Here is a 16632-nt window from a genome sequence, read left to right on the forward strand (position 1 = left end):
AAAAAAGCTATGTCATGCACATAGCTTTTTTATTTTCCTCTATTGAGGTTGTCTAATTCTATATTCAATAGGACTTATGTATCAACAAATGGGTTTACATTATTACTATTGAGTGATATCTTGAGTCAATACATCGTGAGGGCTAGGGTAGAAAAAGAAAATATGAGGAATTTCATATCTAAATTTTTCTCTTAATAAATCTGATAAGGTCGTTTCAAACCGAATGAGTTCAGAGGAACTAAAATTAAAATCCTCTACGAGGACAAATAGTTGTGGCTCCACTTGTGGTGCATTGGGTGGTAATTGCTCTGGATCGATTGGTATGTTTACAATAACTCGCACGGTGCCGATATAACCACCTTGTCCATCTTCAATAGCTACTCGATATGTATTTTCCCATAAGGTAGACATCATTTTTAGTTTCATATTCATAATTTCCATCGTATCTCTCCTTTGTTATACTAATAATGATACAGAAATTATATATACTTGTATAGGTGATTTATGAAATCAACAATTATACTTTGCTCTGGTGGAGCAAGAAGTGGAAAAAGTGAATTTGCTGAACGATTAGCGAAATCATTACCAGGACAAAAGGCTTACATTGCAACAGGTCAAGCTTTCGATGACGAAATGAAAGATCGCATTGTTAAACATCAAGCGAGAAGAGGGACTGAATGGCATACTTATGAAGTGCCTACTTTTTTATCCCTTGCATGGCCGACGATAGAACTAGATAATGATATCATTTTGATTGACTGTTTAACGATGTTCACTACAAATCATTTCTTTGCCTATGGAGATATTGATAATCAAGAATCAGCCAATGAAGTAGAACAAGCAATCATAACAGAAGTGCAAGCTTTATTGACATTAATTCAAGCTAGTCAAGATAAGATCGTTATATTTGTAACCAATGAATTAGGATTAGGTATTGTGCCAGATAATAAATTAACTCGCTATTTCCGCGATATTGCAGGACGTATTAACCAAGAAGTAGCTAGAGCAGCAGATAAGCTATATCTCACGATTAGTGGTGTAACGATAGAATTAAAATCTCAGGAGGTTCATATAGATGGCTAAAAAAATTATGTTCCAGGGAACGAGCTCCAATGTAGGAAAAAGTATTTTATGTACCGCCTTATGTCGTATTCTCTATCGTAAAGGTTATAAAACGGTTCCCTTCAAAGCGCAAAATATGGCATTAAATTCTTATGTTACTAAATGGGGGGATGAAATCGGTAGAGCTCAAGTTGCCCAAGCAGAAGCAGCTGGCATCGATCCTATCGTTCAAATGAACCCTGTTTTATTGAAACCTACAGGTAATCAATCGTCTCAAGTAGTACTCATGGGGAAACCAGTAGGTATATATTCTGCCAAAGAATACCACACAAAATATTCTTTAACAGCTTTAGATAAAGTAAAAGAATCATTAGATTTCTTAGATAGAAATTTTGAAATGATCGTTATTGAAGGGGCTGGTAGCCCTGCAGAAGTTAATTTGAAAGCTAATGATATCGTCAATATGCGCATTGCAAAAATGACGCAGGCTCCAGTATTGTTAATTGCCGATATCGATCGCGGCGGTGCCATAGCCTCTATCGTAGGAACTTTAGAATTATTAGAACCAGAAGAACGAGACTTAATCAGAGGTATTGTTATCAATAAATTCCGTGGCGATATTAAGTTATTAGAACCAGCTTTGACTTTCATAGAAGAAAAAACAGGAAAAAAAGTGGTCGGCGTCATTCCTGCTATTGAACAGCTAGATATTGATGAAGAAGACTCGGTAGCGTTAGAAAATAAACGAAATGCAACACATAAAGAGATTCAAATTGCTGTACTACAAACTCCTAAAATATCTAATTTTACAGATTTTGATGCATTAAATTATGAACCTGATGTATCCGTTCGATTTGTAGGGCCTGGTGAAGCATTAGGTCAACCGGATTTAGTAATTTTGCCTGGTTCTAAAAATACATTAGCGGATTTGCAATATCTAAGAGATTCTGGCTTTGCTGAAGAAGTACAAGCTCTAGCAGCTGCTGGTACTCCTGTTATTGGCATTTGTGGTGGTAATCAAATGTTGGGAACGACTATCTATGATCCGCACCATATGGAAGGGGATATTGAAGAAATCCAAGGTCTTGCACTTGTACCATCGACAACGACTATGAAAGATCAAAAAATGACTCACCAAGTCACTTTCGATGTAGAAGGCCTTCAATTTCTTAACGGTAGCTATTCTGGAAAGAATTTAGTGGGCTACGAAATCCATATGGGCGATACTACACCTAATGAAGAATCGGTAAAACGGTGTTTTACTATTACATCTCGCAGTGAACAACCAGTCCATGTAGTAGATGGTTTCATCGATGGTAATGGACGGATCATGGGCACTTATATTCATGGTGTATTTGATAATGATGAATTTAGACGATTTATCATTAATCAATTACGACTTGCCAAAGGATTAGATGAACAGCCGATATTGTTCCGTTATTTTGACCATAAAAATAATGCTTATAATCGCTTAGCTGATATAGTAGAAGAACATTTAGATATGGACTATATTATGAATCTATTAAAGGATAATGCGTGACACTTATGAATATACATACAGTTTTAGATTGGTTTACTACATATAGCTATGTTTGTATTCCTCTATTGGCGTTTTTATTAGATATAGCCTTAGGTGACCCGAAATCAAAATTTCATCCTGTCGTATTAATGGGGCGTATTATCAGCTTTTTTGAAGCTGTCTTTTATAAAGAGACTGATAATGATACGAAAAAACTCTGGTATGGTGGGATTGCGGTAGGATTTATTTTACTCACAACATATATCATTACATCCCTCATATTGTGGTTTGCTGCATTTATTAATGAATGGGTTCTCTATATTGTAGAGATTTTAATTCTTTACATTACTATTTCTCCTCGCTCTCTCGGTGGTGCAGGCTTTGAACTTAATCGATTATTAAAACAAGGTTCTCTCAAAGAAGCGCGAGAAAAATTGTCTTGGATTGTAGGGCGCGATACAGAAGATCTTGACGAAAGTGAAATTACTCGAGCTACAGTAGAAACAATTTCAGAAAATACCATTGATGGGGTAGTGGCTCCATTATTTTGGTTCGTCATAGCTGGCCCTATAGGTGCTGTATTATACCGTGCTGCCAATACAATGGACTCCATGATGGGCTATAAAAATGAAAAATATCTATTTTTTGGTAGAGTAGCTGCTAAATTAGATGATTGGTTAAATTGGATCCCTGCTCGTATTACCTTTATTTTATTTCTTATAGCTGCCTTTATCTTACGATTTGATGCGAAACAAGCCTTTCATATTACAATACGAGATGCTAAAAAACATCCAAGTCCCAATAGTGGTTATGCAGAAGCACCGGTAGCAGGTGCTTTACACATACGATTAGGGGGCTTTAATCGGTATTTTAATAAAGAAACATTCCGGCCTTATATGGGGGATCCTTTAGAAGAAATGAATCGATTACATATTACTCGTACTATTTATATGATGTACTGCGCTACAGTGCTTATGATTATTCTATCAACACTGACTATATATGGAGTTACAATCTAATGAAATCCTTTTTTATTGCCTTACAGTTTTTAACACGTTTGAAAGTTGTGAATCAACAAGAATGGACAATGGAGGACTTTGGAAAATCAGTCATTGCTTTTCCTTATGTAGGTTTAGTTATTGGTTTGCTCCTAGCTATTATCTATGGTATAGGTCAATATATATTTCCTACTAGTACGTTATTGCTCATTATCGTCATTAGTGAATTTCTTATAACCGGTGGACTACATGCGGATGGTCTAATGGACACAAGCGACGGCATTTTTTCTGGTCGTGATCGTGAGAAAATGCTAGAGATTATGAAAGATAGCCGCGTTGGTTCTTTTGGTGTAGTAGCGATTCTCTTTGTGACATTATTAAAATGGCAGCTATTAGTAGCCGTACCAGACTATTACTATTTATATATTATCTTGATTATGATGCCCTTAATGAGCCGTTTCACCTTAGTTCATAGTATTTGCTCCTATCCCTATGCCAGAAAAACAGGTATGGGACAAGCGTTTTCAGAAATGGCGCCTAAACATGTGGTATTAAAAAATACGATAGCTACTTTTTTCATGCCTTTCATCATAGGTATTCTGTTAGGAATCTATTTTTTAGCTGCTTCATTTATGACAGTAGGTAATTTCGAGGCATTATATTATGTTTCGCTCCCCTTAATAGCTACAATAGTAATGGTGCTTACGCTTATTAATACCTTTTCTATGGTTGTTACTTACATCATTAATTACCTACTCAATCAATATATTGTGAAACAATTAGGCGGTACTACAGGCGATACATATGGCTTTGTAGTAGAAGTATCGGAAGTATTACTATTGTTCGTTTATGTAATCGTATTATCTATCTATATGAAAGCCATATAAAGGTTATACGATTCGATATTTTATATTCTGCAAGGAGGTTAGGTTGGCCTATTATGTGCGATCACCAGGAACATGTGGTGAATTTATTCAAGGGTCTATTGATGGACAATCCTTCTTAGTGACTTGTCCCATTAATCGATATTCTTACGCCCTAAGCGATGTGGCTTTTCCATTACCTCATCAACACTGTTCTTTGCAACCAAAATCTAATGATGCGAAACGATTAGTAGAACAATTACTTGCTAGCGACTTAGTAGTAGAAGAAGTACTTAGAAACTCGAAACCTTTTCGACACATGATGGGCCACAATATAGAGCGTTCTTTATCTGTTTATGTTCGTTCTGACATATTACAAGGTAAAGGCATGGCTTCTAGCTCTGCAGATATTGCAGCAGCTGCTATGGCTACATCTCTAGCATTAGGCAAACCGTTAAGCTTAAAGGAACTGGAATCGATTTGTTTAGCCTTAGAGCCTACAGATGCATCTTTTTATCCAGGAACTGTCCAATTTGATTATATTAATGGAAAAATTAGTCAATCATTAGGACCTTGCCCACCAGTGAAGATTCTTATCTTTGATGAAGGCGGGACCATAGATACGATTCGATTTAATGAACAAGAAGAGTTGCCAGCAAAAATCAAAGAAAAGGAACCTATTGTAACAGAAGCATTGTCTTTATTTACAAAAGGTCTTGCAGAACGTGATATATCGCTTATAGGTGAGGCCGCTACATTAAGTGCTTTTGGGAATCAGAGAATTTTGTATAAACCACATTTGTATGATTTTCATGATATAGGTATCAATTTTGGGAGTGCTGGTACCATCATCGCTCATAGCGGAACCATTATGGGGCTTTTGTTTCCTACAGATTCTACGGGTATTGATGAATGTAAACAATATATTACACTAAAATTACCGAAATTAACCTATGTAGATACAGTAGAAACGACAAACGAAGGGTTAACATATATCAAACGATAAGAAAGTAAATACAATGGCTCCTTGTTATAATAAGAAGAGCCCATCTCCTAGTGATGTTAATATGTAGGTACGTTATCATAACGTAGAAGAGGATATAATAATTATGTCAATGGAACATGGTGGCAATATTTTTAAATTTGCTCATAATCAGCGAATAGAACCTTATGAAGTTATTGATTTTAGTGCTAATATCAATCTTTTAGGACCTAGTCCAAAAGGATTGAACGCATTAGAAGCAATGTTACCATATATTGCGCATTACCCAGATATTACAAATGACGACGTATTAAATGCCGTTGCCGATGTCTATAATATGCCTAAAGAATCTATCTTAGTTGGCAATGGGGCAACAGAGTTATTATTTGCTATAGGACGATTACCAGGCTTTACTGGTGCTTTTGTGCCAGCGCCTGGTTTTTCCGAATATCGCCTGTCTATGGAGGCAGCATCAATTCCTGTACGAGATGTATTTTATAGGCAACGCGAGGAACCTAATAGTACGCCTTATTTCGAAGTACCTTACTTAGCATTACAAAGTTTTGCAGCAGAATTAAAAGGGCAAGACGGTCGTATTATAGTCTTTTTAGGTAATCCGAATAATCCAGACGGCACATTATTAGATAAGAATCAGATCAGCCAATTAGCATCTATGTTAGAAGATGCTAATAGTTTACTTGTTATTGACGAATCCTTTATCGATTTTATCGGTACCGAACCATTAAGCGACAATACACATTCCATGCGTTCCTTATTAAAGGACCATAAAAATATGATTATCGTTCACTCTTTGACAAAGTTTTATGCTGTTCCAGGCTTGCGGATTGGTGCACTATTTGCGGACTCTACGCTGATTGAAGCTATTAAACCTTTTATTCCGGCTTGGTCTATTAATACATTGGCGCAGGCTTATACGGTTGGCGCTTTAAACGATAGTGAGTATATTATCAAAACAAAAGAAATCCTTGCTGAAGAGCAACGATATATGTACGATCATTTGTCTTCCATTGAATCATTGACAGTATATAAACCATCGGCTAATTTTATCCTTATAGAAATTAAAGACAAAACTATTAAAGTTTCAGATTTAGAGCAACGATTGAGTAAAGACAATATTGTGATTCGTAACTGCGCTACTTATAGCGGGTTAGGAGAAGGTTGGATTCGAGTGGCTGTTAAAACGCATAACCAAAACGAAAAATTAATACAAATCTTTAAGGATTTTTTCAATAACTAGCAATTATATAATTTAAGAGTTAGAGAGTATATATGAAAACATTATATATCGTCAGACATGGCGAAACAGATTGGAATAAATTAGGAAAATATCAAGGTATTACGGATGTCCCTTTAAATGATAATGGTTTGGCTCAAGCAAAAGCTTGTGGGGAATCATTAAAAGATGTAGTTTTTGATCGTATCATTTCCAGTGATTTGTCGAGAGCTCTTGTAACGGCTGAATCGATTCGAGGAAATAGGACTATTCCAATTCAACAAGATGAGCGATTACGAGAATTAAATTTTGGAGATTGGGAAGCCTTATTATATACAGAAATAGAAGAAGGTTGGCCAGGATTAATCGATCAAATGTATCGTCGTCCTCATATGGTAAAGGTTCCCAATGGTGAAAGTTTTAAGGACTTACAAGATAGGGCTTGGGCAGCAGTCCATGATTTTATCAGTGAAAATGATGAAGATGAAACATTGTTAATCACTTGTCACGGTGGAACGATTCGCACGATTTTATGTAAATTATTAGATATTCCTCTTAGCCACTGCTGGAAGTTTAGTCAAGGTAATACAGCAATTAATCGTGTTTATTACAATGGAATGGGAGAGTTTGATCATAATATTTTAAATTTACTCAATGATACATCTCATGTAGAAGTTCTTTCAGGACCAACTTAATCTGCATGAGTTAAGGACGTACTATGAGATTAGATAAATTATTAGCTAATAAAGCATTTGGCAGTCGTAAAGAAGTACATCAATTGATAAAATCTGGTCGCGTTTCGATTAATGGTGTACAAGCTACTAAAAAAGATCAGTCTATTTCCATTGATGTTGATGAAGTAATGGTCGATGGTGTTCGTGTATCAATGCAGCAAATGTATTATGTAAAATTACATAAGCCTGCTGGCTATGTAACGGCTGTAGAAGATAAAATTCATCCTGTTGTTATGGATTTATTGCCACCTGAATATATAAAAATGGGGGTATTCCCAGTAGGTCGATTAGATAAAGATACAGAAGGCTTGTTACTACTTACTAATGATGGTGTATGGGGACATTCGATTATTAATGGACATAAATCTGTTCCCAAAGTATATGAATTAAATTATGAAGGGATTTTATCAAAAGAAGGTCTTGCTAGAATAAAAGAAGGAATTCTTTTAGGTGATGGCACTCAATGCAAGCCAGCTACTATAGAGTTACTAGAGCCAGGAAAGGCCAAAATAATTATTGAAGAAGGTAAATACCATCAAGTAAAGCGTATGATTAGTGCTGCTGGAGGTACGGTAACGTATTTAAAGCGTCTCTCGATTGGAACGATTACATTAAAAGATATTGAAACGATAAGTACTTTTATTCCTCTTACAGAAGAAGAGATAGGAGCTTTTAAAAAATAAAATTCTATTCAATATAGGTATTTTGTGGTATTATAAAGTGTACTTTATAAACTAGGAGTATGATTATGAATGGATTACATCGGCTACAACAATATATTAAAGACCAGCAATTAACTGGTGTGATTATTATTAGCCCTACTAATCTTCATTATTTCGCAGGGTTTACAGGTACAGAGGCCTTTGCCTTTATTACTGATAATAAAGCTTATATCGTTACTGATTTCCGTTATACTGAACAAGCAATGAATCAATGTGAAGGATATACGGTTATTCAATATAGTACGACTGTGATGGATGCTTTTGTTGACATTCTCAATGAACATCACATTCACGAAGGATTATTCGGTGTTGAAGGCAAATATATGCCTGTTGATACCTATGAATTGCTATGTGATACCTTAGATGAACGATTTAATTTTACGTCCATCAATCTAGCTACCTTACGAGCTGTCAAGCGTGATGATGAGCTCATCTATATGCGCGAAGCTGCTCGCATCGGTGACGAAGCGTTTGCCGCTTTATTACCACAATTAAAAGTAGGTATGACAGAAAATGATGCGCGCATTATTTTGGAAAGTGAAATGCTTAAGCGCGGCTCCGAAGAACCATCCTTTGCGACCATTGTCGCTTCTGGTCATCGCTCTAGCATGCCACATGGCGTAGCAAGCGATAAAATTATAGAAGAAGGTGATTTTGTAACCTTCGATTTTGGAGCTGTTTATAAAGGCTATCATTCAGACATGACTAGAACCATCGTGATGGGTAAAGCTAATGAAGAACAAAAAGAATTATATGCTATCGTCCTAGAAGCGCAACAGCGTGGCGTTAATGCTGTTAAAGCAGGTATTTCTGGGAAAGAATTAGACGAAGTATCCCGCTCTTATATTAGAGAAAAGGGCTATGGATCAGCATTTCATCACGGCTTAGGTCACGGTGTAGGTCTCGATATTCACGAACAACCTACAGCTAGTCCAAAATCAGATTCTACATTAGAACATAATATGATCATCACGATTGAACCAGGAATTTATCTATCTGGCAAAATCGGATTGAGAATAGAGGATAGTGTAATTGTCAAAACCGATGGTTATGAATTATTAACACATAGTCCAAAAGAATTAATTGAAATCGGTGTGTAAAAGGAGAGAGTTTCATGATTTCCAGTAATGATTTTCGTCCAGGAGTAACCGTTGAAATTGACGGTAATGTATGGCAAGTAGTTGATTTCCAACACGTAAAACCAGGTAAAGGTGCAGCCTTTGTTCGTACAAAAATGAAAAACCTACAAACAGGTTCTGTTGTAGAACGTACATTCAACGCTGGTGAAAAAGTGCCAAAAGCTCATGTTGACCGTCGTCGTATGCAATACTTATACGAATCTGATGGTGCTTATACATTTATGGATAACGAAACATATGATCAAGTTGAATTGACACTTGAACAATTAGGCGATGCAAAAAACTTCCTTCTTGAAAATATGGAAGTTTCCATCATGTTCTTCCAAGGCACTGTTATCGGTCTTGATTTACCAGTAGCAGTAGAACTTCGCGTAGTTGAAACTGACCCTGGTATCCGAGGTGATACTGCAACAGGTGGTAACAAACCAGCAAAATTAGAAACAGGTTACACTGTAAAAGTACCTCTCTTCATTGAAGTAGATGATGTACTTCGTATTGACACTCGTACAGGTCAATATATTGAACGTGCCTAGTACTATTTCATCGATGTAGTAGGGCCAGATCTTTATACAAGAAAATAGTCCCTCCGTCTTTGTTAAGTGAGCACTTGTCATCTATATCGTTAGGGACAAGTGCTCTTTTTTGAAAGAGGCCTTTATGACTAAAAAAAATACTGAATTAGAATCAGGAAAAATTAAATTAAGTGATGATGTATATGCCACGATTGTTAGTATAACTGCATTAGCTACAAAAGGTGTGCACCATATGAGTAGCACCTTTAATAACGAAGTCAATACATTCTTTCGCCGAAAAACAGATCATGAAGGAGTAAAAATTTCTTTTACTGATGAAGGCGCCATTGCAGTTACTCTATATGTAAGTATATCCTATGGTTATCGTATTCCAGATATTGCTTTACGCCTACAAGAGCGTATTAAAACCGCTCTTGTAAGTTATACCGAAATAAAAGTGGAAACCATAGATCTTGTGGTGCAAGATATTATTTTTGATGATTTTGCACCTGAACTTTCACCATCGGAGGAGTAGGAATATGGATTCAGATAATATCTTACAAAATAGTATCACTGGAGATACTGTAGAAATAGACGACTCTGTTATTATTGATATCACTACGAAGACATTGAGTACTGTACCAGGTGTACATTCCTTGAGTCCTCGTTTGTACGATGAAATTGTAGATGGCATTACACAAGCCTTTGGGCAAAAAAATTTACCTGGTATAAATGTAAAGCATCGAAAAGGATTTATTGAAATCAATGTGTATATTCGAGTCCTTTACGGTCTTAATATCATTGATTTAGCAAAGAAATTGCAACTAGAAATCAGACAAACCTTAAAACATGTACTTGATTTGGACAATGTAAAAGTCGATGTTCATATTGAAGGCGTTGTAAAAGAATAAAGGAGTCTATATGAAACGAAACAGACGCGAAGCCCGTCAATATGCGTTCCAAACATTATATGCCAATGAGTTCCATGGGGTAGGTGACGAAGTCATCTTTCCTGAAGGAGAACTCAATTTATCAATGGACCAAGACTATGCTAAAAAAATTATTAATGGCGTACTAGAACATCTTCAAATCATTGATGAAAGCTTGGCACCTTACTGTAAAAAAAGACCTTTGCCGCGTATGGATACAGTAGATCGTTCCATTTTACGTATCGCTGTATGGGAATTAACATATAACCGAGAAGAGCTATCTCCATCTATTGTAATTAATGAAGCCGTTCAGTTGGCCAAGCTATTCGGTAGTGATACATCTTATAAATTGGTTAATGCTATCTTAGATGGCTATTACAAAAATTTACCATGAAGCGTTATTATTTAGGTATTGATACGAGCTGCTATACTACAAGCTGTGCTCTCATTGATGAGGAGCGGAATATTGTAGCAGAAGCTCGTAAAATATTAGATGTAAAAGTGGGCGAAAAAGGCTTACAGCAATCGAATATGGTTTTTCAACATACAAAGGTTTTTCCCTCTTTATTAGAATCATTACCACAGGTGCCTATTGCTGGCATTGGTGTCAGTGCCTTTCCTCGACGTTCAGAAGAATCCTATATGCCTGCTTTTCTCGTAGGTCAAGGCTTCGGTCGTAGTCTAAGCCACATGCTGAATGTACCACTGTATGAATTTTCTCATCAAGAAAATCATATCCTAGCCGCTTTGCGGCATATAAAAGAGTTACCGAAGGATTCTTTTTTTAGTCTTCATCTATCAGGAGGCACGACGGATCTTATTATGTCTCAATATGTAGGTAAAGGTGCCTTTGAATCAACTCTATTAGGTGGCTCCAATGATTTACAAGGAGGCCAATTTATCGATCGTGTCGGTGTTGCTATGGGACTACAATTTCCTGCCGGCAGGGCGTTAGAGCACTTAGCTTTAAATGCTGATGACTATGAGCCTTTACCTTCATCTGTAAAAGAGGGGTGGATTAGTTTCGCGGGACCTTGTAGCGAAGCTTTACGGCGTATAGAAAACGGTGTCCTTTCAAAAGAAAACATTAGTAAAGCCGTCTTTTCTTCTATAGGAAACTCCCTAGAGAAGCTCATTACATATCACTATAATAACCATCCAGTTATTACATTAATTGCTGTAGGTGGTGTTATGAGTAACTCCCTATTGAGAGAACGGCTATATCGAGTATGCCGTAAATATAATATTAACGTTTACTTTGCAGATCCTTATTTTTCCGTTGACAATGCTACAGGCAATGCCTTTGGCGCATTGTTAGCCCATAGAGAGTCACAATGAATGTATTAAGCATTACTCAATTAAACAATTTAATTAAACGTACATTAGATCGAGAGTACTTGTTAAAAAACCTCTATATTAGTGGTACTATTATGAATGCTAAACGCCATAACAGTGGACATGTATACTTCTCCTTAAAAGATGAAGAGTCATCCATCGATGTAACGATGTGGTCTAGCACAGTCATGTCGAAAGGACTATCTAATAGTATTGAAAACGGATTGTTAGTGACCATTAAAGGATCTGTTAATTTTTATAATAAAATGGGTCGATTGCATATTGTCGCTTCCGATATGCAGATTGGCAGTAAAAGTCCGTTACAACTTGAATTTGATGCATTAAAACAGGAATTAACTGCATTGGGTTATTTTGATGAAAGCCATAAACAAATGATTCCTGTCTTATCTAGTTGTATCGGTATTGTTACAAGTCCATCAGGCGCTGTATTACACGATATTTTACATATTAGCGAACATCGAAATCCTCTTATGAAATTTAAACTTTTTTCTGTTCCTGTACAAGGTACTAACGCCGGTCCCATAATTGCAAAAGGGATTGAACGAGCTGATAAAGATCCAGATGTAGATGTTATTATAGTCGGTCGTGGTGGGGGCTCCATGGAGGATTTATGGTGCTTTAATGATCGTAAAGTAGTGGAAGCCATATACCATGCGAAAACACCGATTATTTCTGCCGTTGGGCATGAAACAGATTATACATTAGCTGATTATGCTGCAGATATGCGAGGTGCTACACCAAGTCATGCTGCAGAAATTTCGGTATTACCTATTACAACATTACAAGAAGATTTACAGAAAAAAGAAGAATACCTTCATTATGTGATAAATCAAATATTGCAACAAAAACGGGGAGAATTGTCTACTCTATTTAATCGTAAATTAGGTATTCCTGCGTTGCAATTGATTCATAAACAGAAATCTCTATTACAAACTATTAAAGATGGCATGCATCGAGTTAGCATGCATCGTATGGAGCAGGAAAAACATAAATTATCGCTATTAGCTAAAGAGTTATCATTGCAAAATCCTGTACATATGATGACAAAAGGATATTCCAAAATCGAACATAATGGTGTAACAGTACATTCTGTAAATCAATTAGACACAGGTAATACTATTTCTTTTACCTTGGCAGATGGAACTGTTTCGGCAGATGTAAAGACTATAAAAAAACATAAACCATTATATCAAAATAAAAGATGAGTACTCTGGTAAGGGTCGAATATTCTTTCCAATATAGTCTCTATACATAATGATGGATTCTAATAAATAGAAAGGGCAGCACTATGGCCGCATCACTTAAAAACTACGAAAAAAAATATAAAGCTTTGGAAGATGTTGTTCGCAATCTTGACGAAGGCGATTTATCTATTGCCGATCTACTAGCACAATATAAAAAAGGACTCACATTAGTCAAAGAATGCGCAGACATGCTAGATTCAGTAGAAGTAGAAATTCAACAAATCATCGAAGAAGTTCGTATTAGTGAATAAGGAGATAGGGATGTTAAACACTTACTTATCATCTAGCAAAGAGGTCATCGAAAATTGGTTAACATCAACGTTAAAGAGCTCTATTCCTGAATTTGAGCCCCTTTATGAATCGATGCGATATAGTCTCTTATTAGGGGGTAAACGAATTCGACCTATATTGACGAAAGCCGTTTTAGAATCCCTACAAGAAGATGTTGAAGAATATAAAGAATTTCTTTGTGCCTTAGAATGTATTCATACCTATTCGTTAATTCATGACGATTTGCCGGCTATGGATAATGACGATTATCGGCGAGGAAAGCTAACAAATCATAAAGTCTATGGCGAGGGGATGGCTATTTTAGCAGGTGATGGACTATTGACCTATGCCTTTCAGCTATGTGGGGAAAATACGAATACGACACCGCAACAGCAGATAGAAGCCATCCATTGTTTAGCGAAAGCAGCGGGTCCAGAAGGGATGGTTGGAGGTCAAGCCTTTGACCTCTTATCAGAAGATAAACAAATTCCATTAGAAGGTCTCCGTTTATTGCATAGAGGAAAAACTGGCGCTTTATTTAATGCTTCTGTTGAATTGGCACTTATATTAGCTAATGCTGATGAAAGTACTTATAAAGCGTATATGGTCTATGCCGATCGATTAGGCTTATTATTCCAAATTACTGACGATATATTAGATGTAGTAGGTAGTATGGAGGAATTAGGAAAAACTCCTGGTAGCGATATACGACAACATAAATCGACCTATGTATCTTTGCTAGGCTTAGAGGCTGCTCGAAAAGAAGTAGATACTATTGCAAAAGAAGCTTATGATGCACTAGCATTGGTATCGCATGATACCCAAATACTAGGAGCTATTATCGATTACTTAGTGAATCGTACCAATTAGGCTCATAAGGAAGATAACAATGATTCAAATTGTAGAAGAAATTAGTCAAAACTATATAGCGCAAGCGGCTTTCTTAGGATGGTTTTCAGCACAAGCGATTAAGTTTCTATGGCAGTTAATCAGACATGGTCAATTTAGACTGGAACGACTTATCGGATCTGGCGGATTTCCTAGTTCCCATACATCATTTGTCATTTCCACAACAACAGCATTGTACTTAAAAAATGGAGTTACTGATATTTTTATTGTTGCCCTTGTATTCTCTATTGTCGTTATGTATGATGCATCTGGTGTACGCCTTGAGGCAGGTCGACAAGCACAAATGATTAACCAAATCATCGATTATTTTGTAAAACGAAATATTCCTGTAGTCCTCAAAGACCGTCAATTTGCACTAAAAGAGTTGCTCGGTCACACGCCTATCGAAGTATTTGGCGGACTAATATTAGGTATTATTGTCGCATGTATTCAATATTTTTACATATATAATGGTGCACTATGAGCAATAAAGAACGGTTAGACATACTCCTTGTCAATCGCGGTCTCTTTGAAAGTCGAGAAAAAGCGAAAGCTGCTATTATGGCGGGCTTAGTATTTATGGATACGACACGAATTGATAAAGCAGGTACAAAAGTTCCGATAGAAGCCAATCTAGTTGTAAAAGGCAACACACTATCGTATGTAAGTCGCGGTGGACTTAAGTTAGAAAAGGCCTTACAAATCTATCCTATCGACTTAGACGGTGCTGTTATGATTGATATTGGCGCTAGTACAGGGGGATTTACAGATTGTGCTTTACAAAATGGAGCATCTAAAGTCTTTGCTATCGATGTAGGCTATAATCAATTGGCTTGGAAATTGCGACAAGATAATCGAGTTATTAATATGGAGAAACAAAATATACGCACTGTTACACCAGAACAACTCGGTGAGCTAGTAGATTTTATTTCCATAGATGTAGCTTTTATTTCCCTTGATAAAGTACTTCCAGTAGCAACCACATTATTGAAAGATACCGGCTCTTTAGTGGCTCTTATTAAGCCTCAATTCGAAGCAGGTAAAGAAAATGTCGGAAAAGGCGGTATTGTACGAGATCCTGCTATCCATAAAGAAGTTTTACATCGTATTTTACAAGTCGCTTATGATTGTCATTTATATTTACAAGGACTAACATTTTCTCCCATTAAAGGGATGGAAGGAAATATTGAATTTCTAGGCTATTTTGCAAAGGATAAGGATAGTGCATTACCACTCAGTGATGTACTTATTGACGCAGTAGTAGAAGAAGCTCATTCATTATAGGAGATACATATGCGTATTGGATTTTTCCCCAATATGGGTAAAAGTAATATTATAGCTGTCTTAGAGTCGGCAGCTCGTATTTGTAAAAAAGAAGGCATTAAAGTCTATTGGCCAAACGATCTTGAAAGCGAAGAAGTTTATGAGACGCTGAATATTGACCGTGACCATATTTTACCTCGCCCAGAAATTTTTAAATATATTGATCTGGCTTTCAGTTTTGGTGGCGATGGTACAATTATTCATTTGGCAAGGCAAATCTATTCCTATAATATTCCTGTTTGTGGTATTAATTTAGGGGAGTTAGGCTTTTTAAATCAAATCGAAATCGATCAATTAGAAGGTCACATCCAACGTATTGCAGCAGGTGACTATAGCATAGAAAAAAGAGGCCATCTACATGCCTATATAGAAAGAGCCGATCACAAAAAAGAAGATTTAATTCCTATTATTAATGAACTTGTTGTGACAAAAGCAGAACCTGCAAAAATGGCGCGTATCAACTTAGCTGTTAATCATAACCATACGCAAATGTATCCCGCTGACGGTTTAATCATTTCAACAGCTACAGGATCAACGGGGTATAATTTATCGGCTGGTGGACCTATTATGAAACCTGATAATCGGTCCATTATCGTTACACCTATTGCGCCACATTTAATTCAAGGTGTATCTATGGTATTGGAAGAAAATGATACTATCCAAATCACCATGCCTAATCGAGAGCCCTTCCTTCATATTTCCATTGATGGTACTTTCGATTATGAGTTTACAAAAGACGATGTGTTACATATCGAATCAAATCCAGTCTATTGTTTATTTGTACGGTTCTACGATCAATGTTTCTTCGGTACTTTATTTAAGAAATTAGCATCTCGCCGAGACGAGTTGTTGTAATG

Annotated in this window: 21 protein-coding genes; 20 read left to right on the forward strand and 1 reads right to left on the reverse strand. The window is 36.5% G+C overall.

Features of this window, described 5'->3' with window-relative positions; genetic code table 11:
* Positions 1-105: 105 nt before the first annotated feature.
* Positions 106-441, reverse strand: coding sequence for a hypothetical protein (locus NFR29_RS01670; protein ID WP_251422263.1), 336 nt, complete (start codon positions 439-441; stop codon positions 106-108).
* 63 nt (positions 442-504) lie between these two features.
* On the opposite strand from NFR29_RS01670, the gene cobU reads away from it, so the two are divergent.
* From cobU to NFR29_RS01770, 20 genes are all read left to right on the forward strand, one after another.
* On the forward strand, positions 505-1083 hold the full coding sequence (gene cobU / locus NFR29_RS01675; RefSeq protein WP_251422266.1) for a bifunctional adenosylcobinamide kinase/adenosylcobinamide-phosphate guanylyltransferase: 579 nt from the start codon (positions 505-507) through the stop codon (positions 1081-1083).
* Positions 1076-2602 carry a cobyric acid synthase gene (locus NFR29_RS01680; RefSeq protein WP_251422269.1) on the forward strand — a complete coding sequence of 509 codons (1527 nt, stop codon included), beginning with the start codon at positions 1076-1078 and terminating at the stop codon, positions 2600-2602. The genes cobU and NFR29_RS01680 overlap by 8 nt, the downstream gene beginning before the upstream one ends.
* A 5-nt stretch (positions 2603-2607) precedes the next feature.
* The gene (gene cbiB / locus NFR29_RS01685; RefSeq protein WP_251422272.1) at positions 2608-3600 is read left to right on the forward strand and encodes an adenosylcobinamide-phosphate synthase CbiB; all 993 of its coding nucleotides are present in this window, start codon (positions 2608-2610) and stop codon (positions 3598-3600) included.
* Complete coding sequence (cobS, locus tag NFR29_RS01690) at positions 3600-4466, forward strand: adenosylcobinamide-GDP ribazoletransferase (RefSeq protein WP_251422274.1); 867 nt, start codon at positions 3600-3602, stop codon at positions 4464-4466. Before cbiB ends, cobS begins: the two co-directional genes overlap by 1 nt.
* Positions 4467-4509: 43 nt before the next feature.
* Entirely contained in the window at positions 4510-5448 is a 939-nt protein-coding gene (locus NFR29_RS01695) for a GHMP family kinase ATP-binding protein (protein WP_251422277.1), read from the forward strand.
* A 103-nt stretch (positions 5449-5551) separates the two neighbouring features.
* Complete coding sequence (locus NFR29_RS01700) at positions 5552-6682, forward strand: pyridoxal phosphate-dependent aminotransferase (RefSeq protein ID WP_251422280.1); 1131 nt, start codon at positions 5552-5554, stop codon at positions 6680-6682.
* A 32-nt stretch (positions 6683-6714) separates the two neighbouring features.
* Positions 6715-7353, forward strand: coding sequence for an alpha-ribazole phosphatase (gene cobC / locus NFR29_RS01705; protein WP_251422283.1), 639 nt, complete (start codon positions 6715-6717; stop codon positions 7351-7353).
* A gap of 23 nt (positions 7354-7376) precedes the next feature.
* A complete protein-coding gene (locus NFR29_RS01710) occupies positions 7377-8075 on the forward strand; it encodes a pseudouridine synthase (protein WP_251422286.1) in 699 nt (232 codons plus the stop codon).
* 65 nt (positions 8076-8140) lie between these two features.
* On the forward strand, positions 8141-9214 hold the full coding sequence (locus NFR29_RS01715) for a M24 family metallopeptidase (protein WP_251422289.1): 1074 nt from the start codon (positions 8141-8143) through the stop codon (positions 9212-9214).
* Positions 9215-9228: 14 nt separating this feature from the next.
* Entirely contained in the window at positions 9229-9786 is a 558-nt protein-coding gene (efp, locus tag NFR29_RS01720; protein WP_251422292.1) for an elongation factor P, read from the forward strand.
* A 124-nt stretch (positions 9787-9910) separates the two neighbouring features.
* Positions 9911-10300 (forward strand): Asp23/Gls24 family envelope stress response protein, encoded by a 390-nt coding sequence (locus NFR29_RS01725; RefSeq protein WP_251422294.1) that lies wholly within the window; start codon positions 9911-9913, stop codon positions 10298-10300.
* 4 nt (positions 10301-10304) lie between these two features.
* Positions 10305-10676 carry an Asp23/Gls24 family envelope stress response protein gene (locus NFR29_RS01730; protein ID WP_251422297.1) on the forward strand — a complete coding sequence of 124 codons (372 nt, stop codon included), beginning with the start codon at positions 10305-10307 and terminating at the stop codon, positions 10674-10676.
* Positions 10677-10686: 10 nt separating this feature from the next.
* A complete protein-coding gene (gene nusB, locus NFR29_RS01735) occupies positions 10687-11088 on the forward strand; it encodes a transcription antitermination factor NusB (protein ID WP_251422299.1) in 402 nt (133 codons plus the stop codon).
* The gene (locus tag NFR29_RS01740) at positions 11085-12032 is read left to right on the forward strand and encodes a Kae1-like domain-containing protein (RefSeq protein ID WP_251422302.1); all 948 of its coding nucleotides are present in this window, start codon (positions 11085-11087) and stop codon (positions 12030-12032) included. The genes nusB and NFR29_RS01740 overlap by 4 nt, the downstream gene beginning before the upstream one ends.
* The gene (gene xseA / locus NFR29_RS01745) at positions 12029-13255 is read left to right on the forward strand and encodes an exodeoxyribonuclease VII large subunit (RefSeq protein ID WP_251422305.1); all 1227 of its coding nucleotides are present in this window, start codon (positions 12029-12031) and stop codon (positions 13253-13255) included. The genes NFR29_RS01740 and xseA overlap by 4 nt, the downstream gene beginning before the upstream one ends.
* Before the next feature lie 83 nt (positions 13256-13338).
* On the forward strand, positions 13339-13545 hold the full coding sequence (gene xseB / locus NFR29_RS01750) for an exodeoxyribonuclease VII small subunit (RefSeq protein WP_251422308.1): 207 nt from the start codon (positions 13339-13341) through the stop codon (positions 13543-13545).
* 10 nt (positions 13546-13555) lie between these two features.
* Entirely contained in the window at positions 13556-14434 is an 879-nt protein-coding gene (locus NFR29_RS01755; RefSeq protein WP_251422311.1) for a polyprenyl synthetase family protein, read from the forward strand.
* A 19-nt stretch (positions 14435-14453) separates the two neighbouring features.
* Complete coding sequence (locus tag NFR29_RS01760) at positions 14454-14936, forward strand: divergent PAP2 family protein (RefSeq protein ID WP_251422314.1); 483 nt, start codon at positions 14454-14456, stop codon at positions 14934-14936.
* Positions 14933-15736: a TlyA family RNA methyltransferase gene (locus NFR29_RS01765; RefSeq protein ID WP_251422317.1), complete on the forward strand. Its 804-nt coding sequence runs from the start codon at positions 14933-14935 to the stop codon at positions 15734-15736. Before NFR29_RS01760 ends, NFR29_RS01765 begins: the two co-directional genes overlap by 4 nt.
* Before the next feature lie 9 nt (positions 15737-15745).
* On the forward strand, positions 15746-16630 hold the full coding sequence (locus NFR29_RS01770) for an NAD(+)/NADH kinase (RefSeq protein ID WP_251422320.1): 885 nt from the start codon (positions 15746-15748) through the stop codon (positions 16628-16630).
* Positions 16631-16632 lie beyond the last annotated feature (2 nt).

It is taken from the genome of Veillonella agrestimuris, assembly GCF_943193065.1.
Classification (GTDB): domain Bacteria; phylum Bacillota; class Negativicutes; order Veillonellales; family Veillonellaceae; genus Veillonella; species Veillonella agrestimuris.

What these genes read in the sequence shown, in the direction of transcription:
- NFR29_RS01670 (WP_251422263.1), bottom strand. Translation starts at nt 441, where the DNA reads ATGGAAATTATGAATATGAAACTAAAAATGATGTCTACCTTATGGGAA.
- cobU (WP_251422266.1), top strand. Translation starts at nt 505, where the DNA reads ATGAAATCAACAATTATACTTTGCTCTGGTGGAGCAAGAAGTGGAAAA.
- NFR29_RS01680 (WP_251422269.1), top strand. Translation starts at nt 1,076, where the DNA reads ATGGCTAAAAAAATTATGTTCCAGGGAACGAGCTCCAATGTAGGAAAA.
- cbiB (WP_251422272.1), top strand. Translation starts at nt 2,608, where the DNA reads ATGAATATACATACAGTTTTAGATTGGTTTACTACATATAGCTATGTT.
- cobS (WP_251422274.1), top strand. Translation starts at nt 3,600, where the DNA reads ATGAAATCCTTTTTTATTGCCTTACAGTTTTTAACACGTTTGAAAGTT.
- NFR29_RS01700 (WP_251422280.1), top strand. Translation starts at nt 5,552, where the DNA reads ATGTCAATGGAACATGGTGGCAATATTTTTAAATTTGCTCATAATCAG.
- cobC (WP_251422283.1), top strand. Translation starts at nt 6,715, where the DNA reads ATGAAAACATTATATATCGTCAGACATGGCGAAACAGATTGGAATAAA.
- NFR29_RS01710 (WP_251422286.1), top strand. Translation starts at nt 7,377, where the DNA reads ATGAGATTAGATAAATTATTAGCTAATAAAGCATTTGGCAGTCGTAAA.
- NFR29_RS01715 (WP_251422289.1), top strand. Translation starts at nt 8,141, where the DNA reads ATGAATGGATTACATCGGCTACAACAATATATTAAAGACCAGCAATTA.
- efp (WP_251422292.1), top strand. Translation starts at nt 9,229, where the DNA reads ATGATTTCCAGTAATGATTTTCGTCCAGGAGTAACCGTTGAAATTGAC.
- NFR29_RS01725 (WP_251422294.1), top strand. Translation starts at nt 9,911, where the DNA reads ATGACTAAAAAAAATACTGAATTAGAATCAGGAAAAATTAAATTAAGT.
- NFR29_RS01730 (WP_251422297.1), top strand. Translation starts at nt 10,305, where the DNA reads ATGGATTCAGATAATATCTTACAAAATAGTATCACTGGAGATACTGTA.
- nusB (WP_251422299.1), top strand. Translation starts at nt 10,687, where the DNA reads ATGAAACGAAACAGACGCGAAGCCCGTCAATATGCGTTCCAAACATTA.
- NFR29_RS01740 (WP_251422302.1), top strand. Translation starts at nt 11,085, where the DNA reads ATGAAGCGTTATTATTTAGGTATTGATACGAGCTGCTATACTACAAGC.
- xseA (WP_251422305.1), top strand. Translation starts at nt 12,029, where the DNA reads ATGAATGTATTAAGCATTACTCAATTAAACAATTTAATTAAACGTACA.
- xseB (WP_251422308.1), top strand. Translation starts at nt 13,339, where the DNA reads ATGGCCGCATCACTTAAAAACTACGAAAAAAAATATAAAGCTTTGGAA.
- NFR29_RS01755 (WP_251422311.1), top strand. Translation starts at nt 13,556, where the DNA reads ATGTTAAACACTTACTTATCATCTAGCAAAGAGGTCATCGAAAATTGG.
- NFR29_RS01760 (WP_251422314.1), top strand. Translation starts at nt 14,454, where the DNA reads ATGATTCAAATTGTAGAAGAAATTAGTCAAAACTATATAGCGCAAGCG.
- NFR29_RS01765 (WP_251422317.1), top strand. Translation starts at nt 14,933, where the DNA reads ATGAGCAATAAAGAACGGTTAGACATACTCCTTGTCAATCGCGGTCTC.
- NFR29_RS01770 (WP_251422320.1), top strand. Translation starts at nt 15,746, where the DNA reads ATGCGTATTGGATTTTTCCCCAATATGGGTAAAAGTAATATTATAGCT.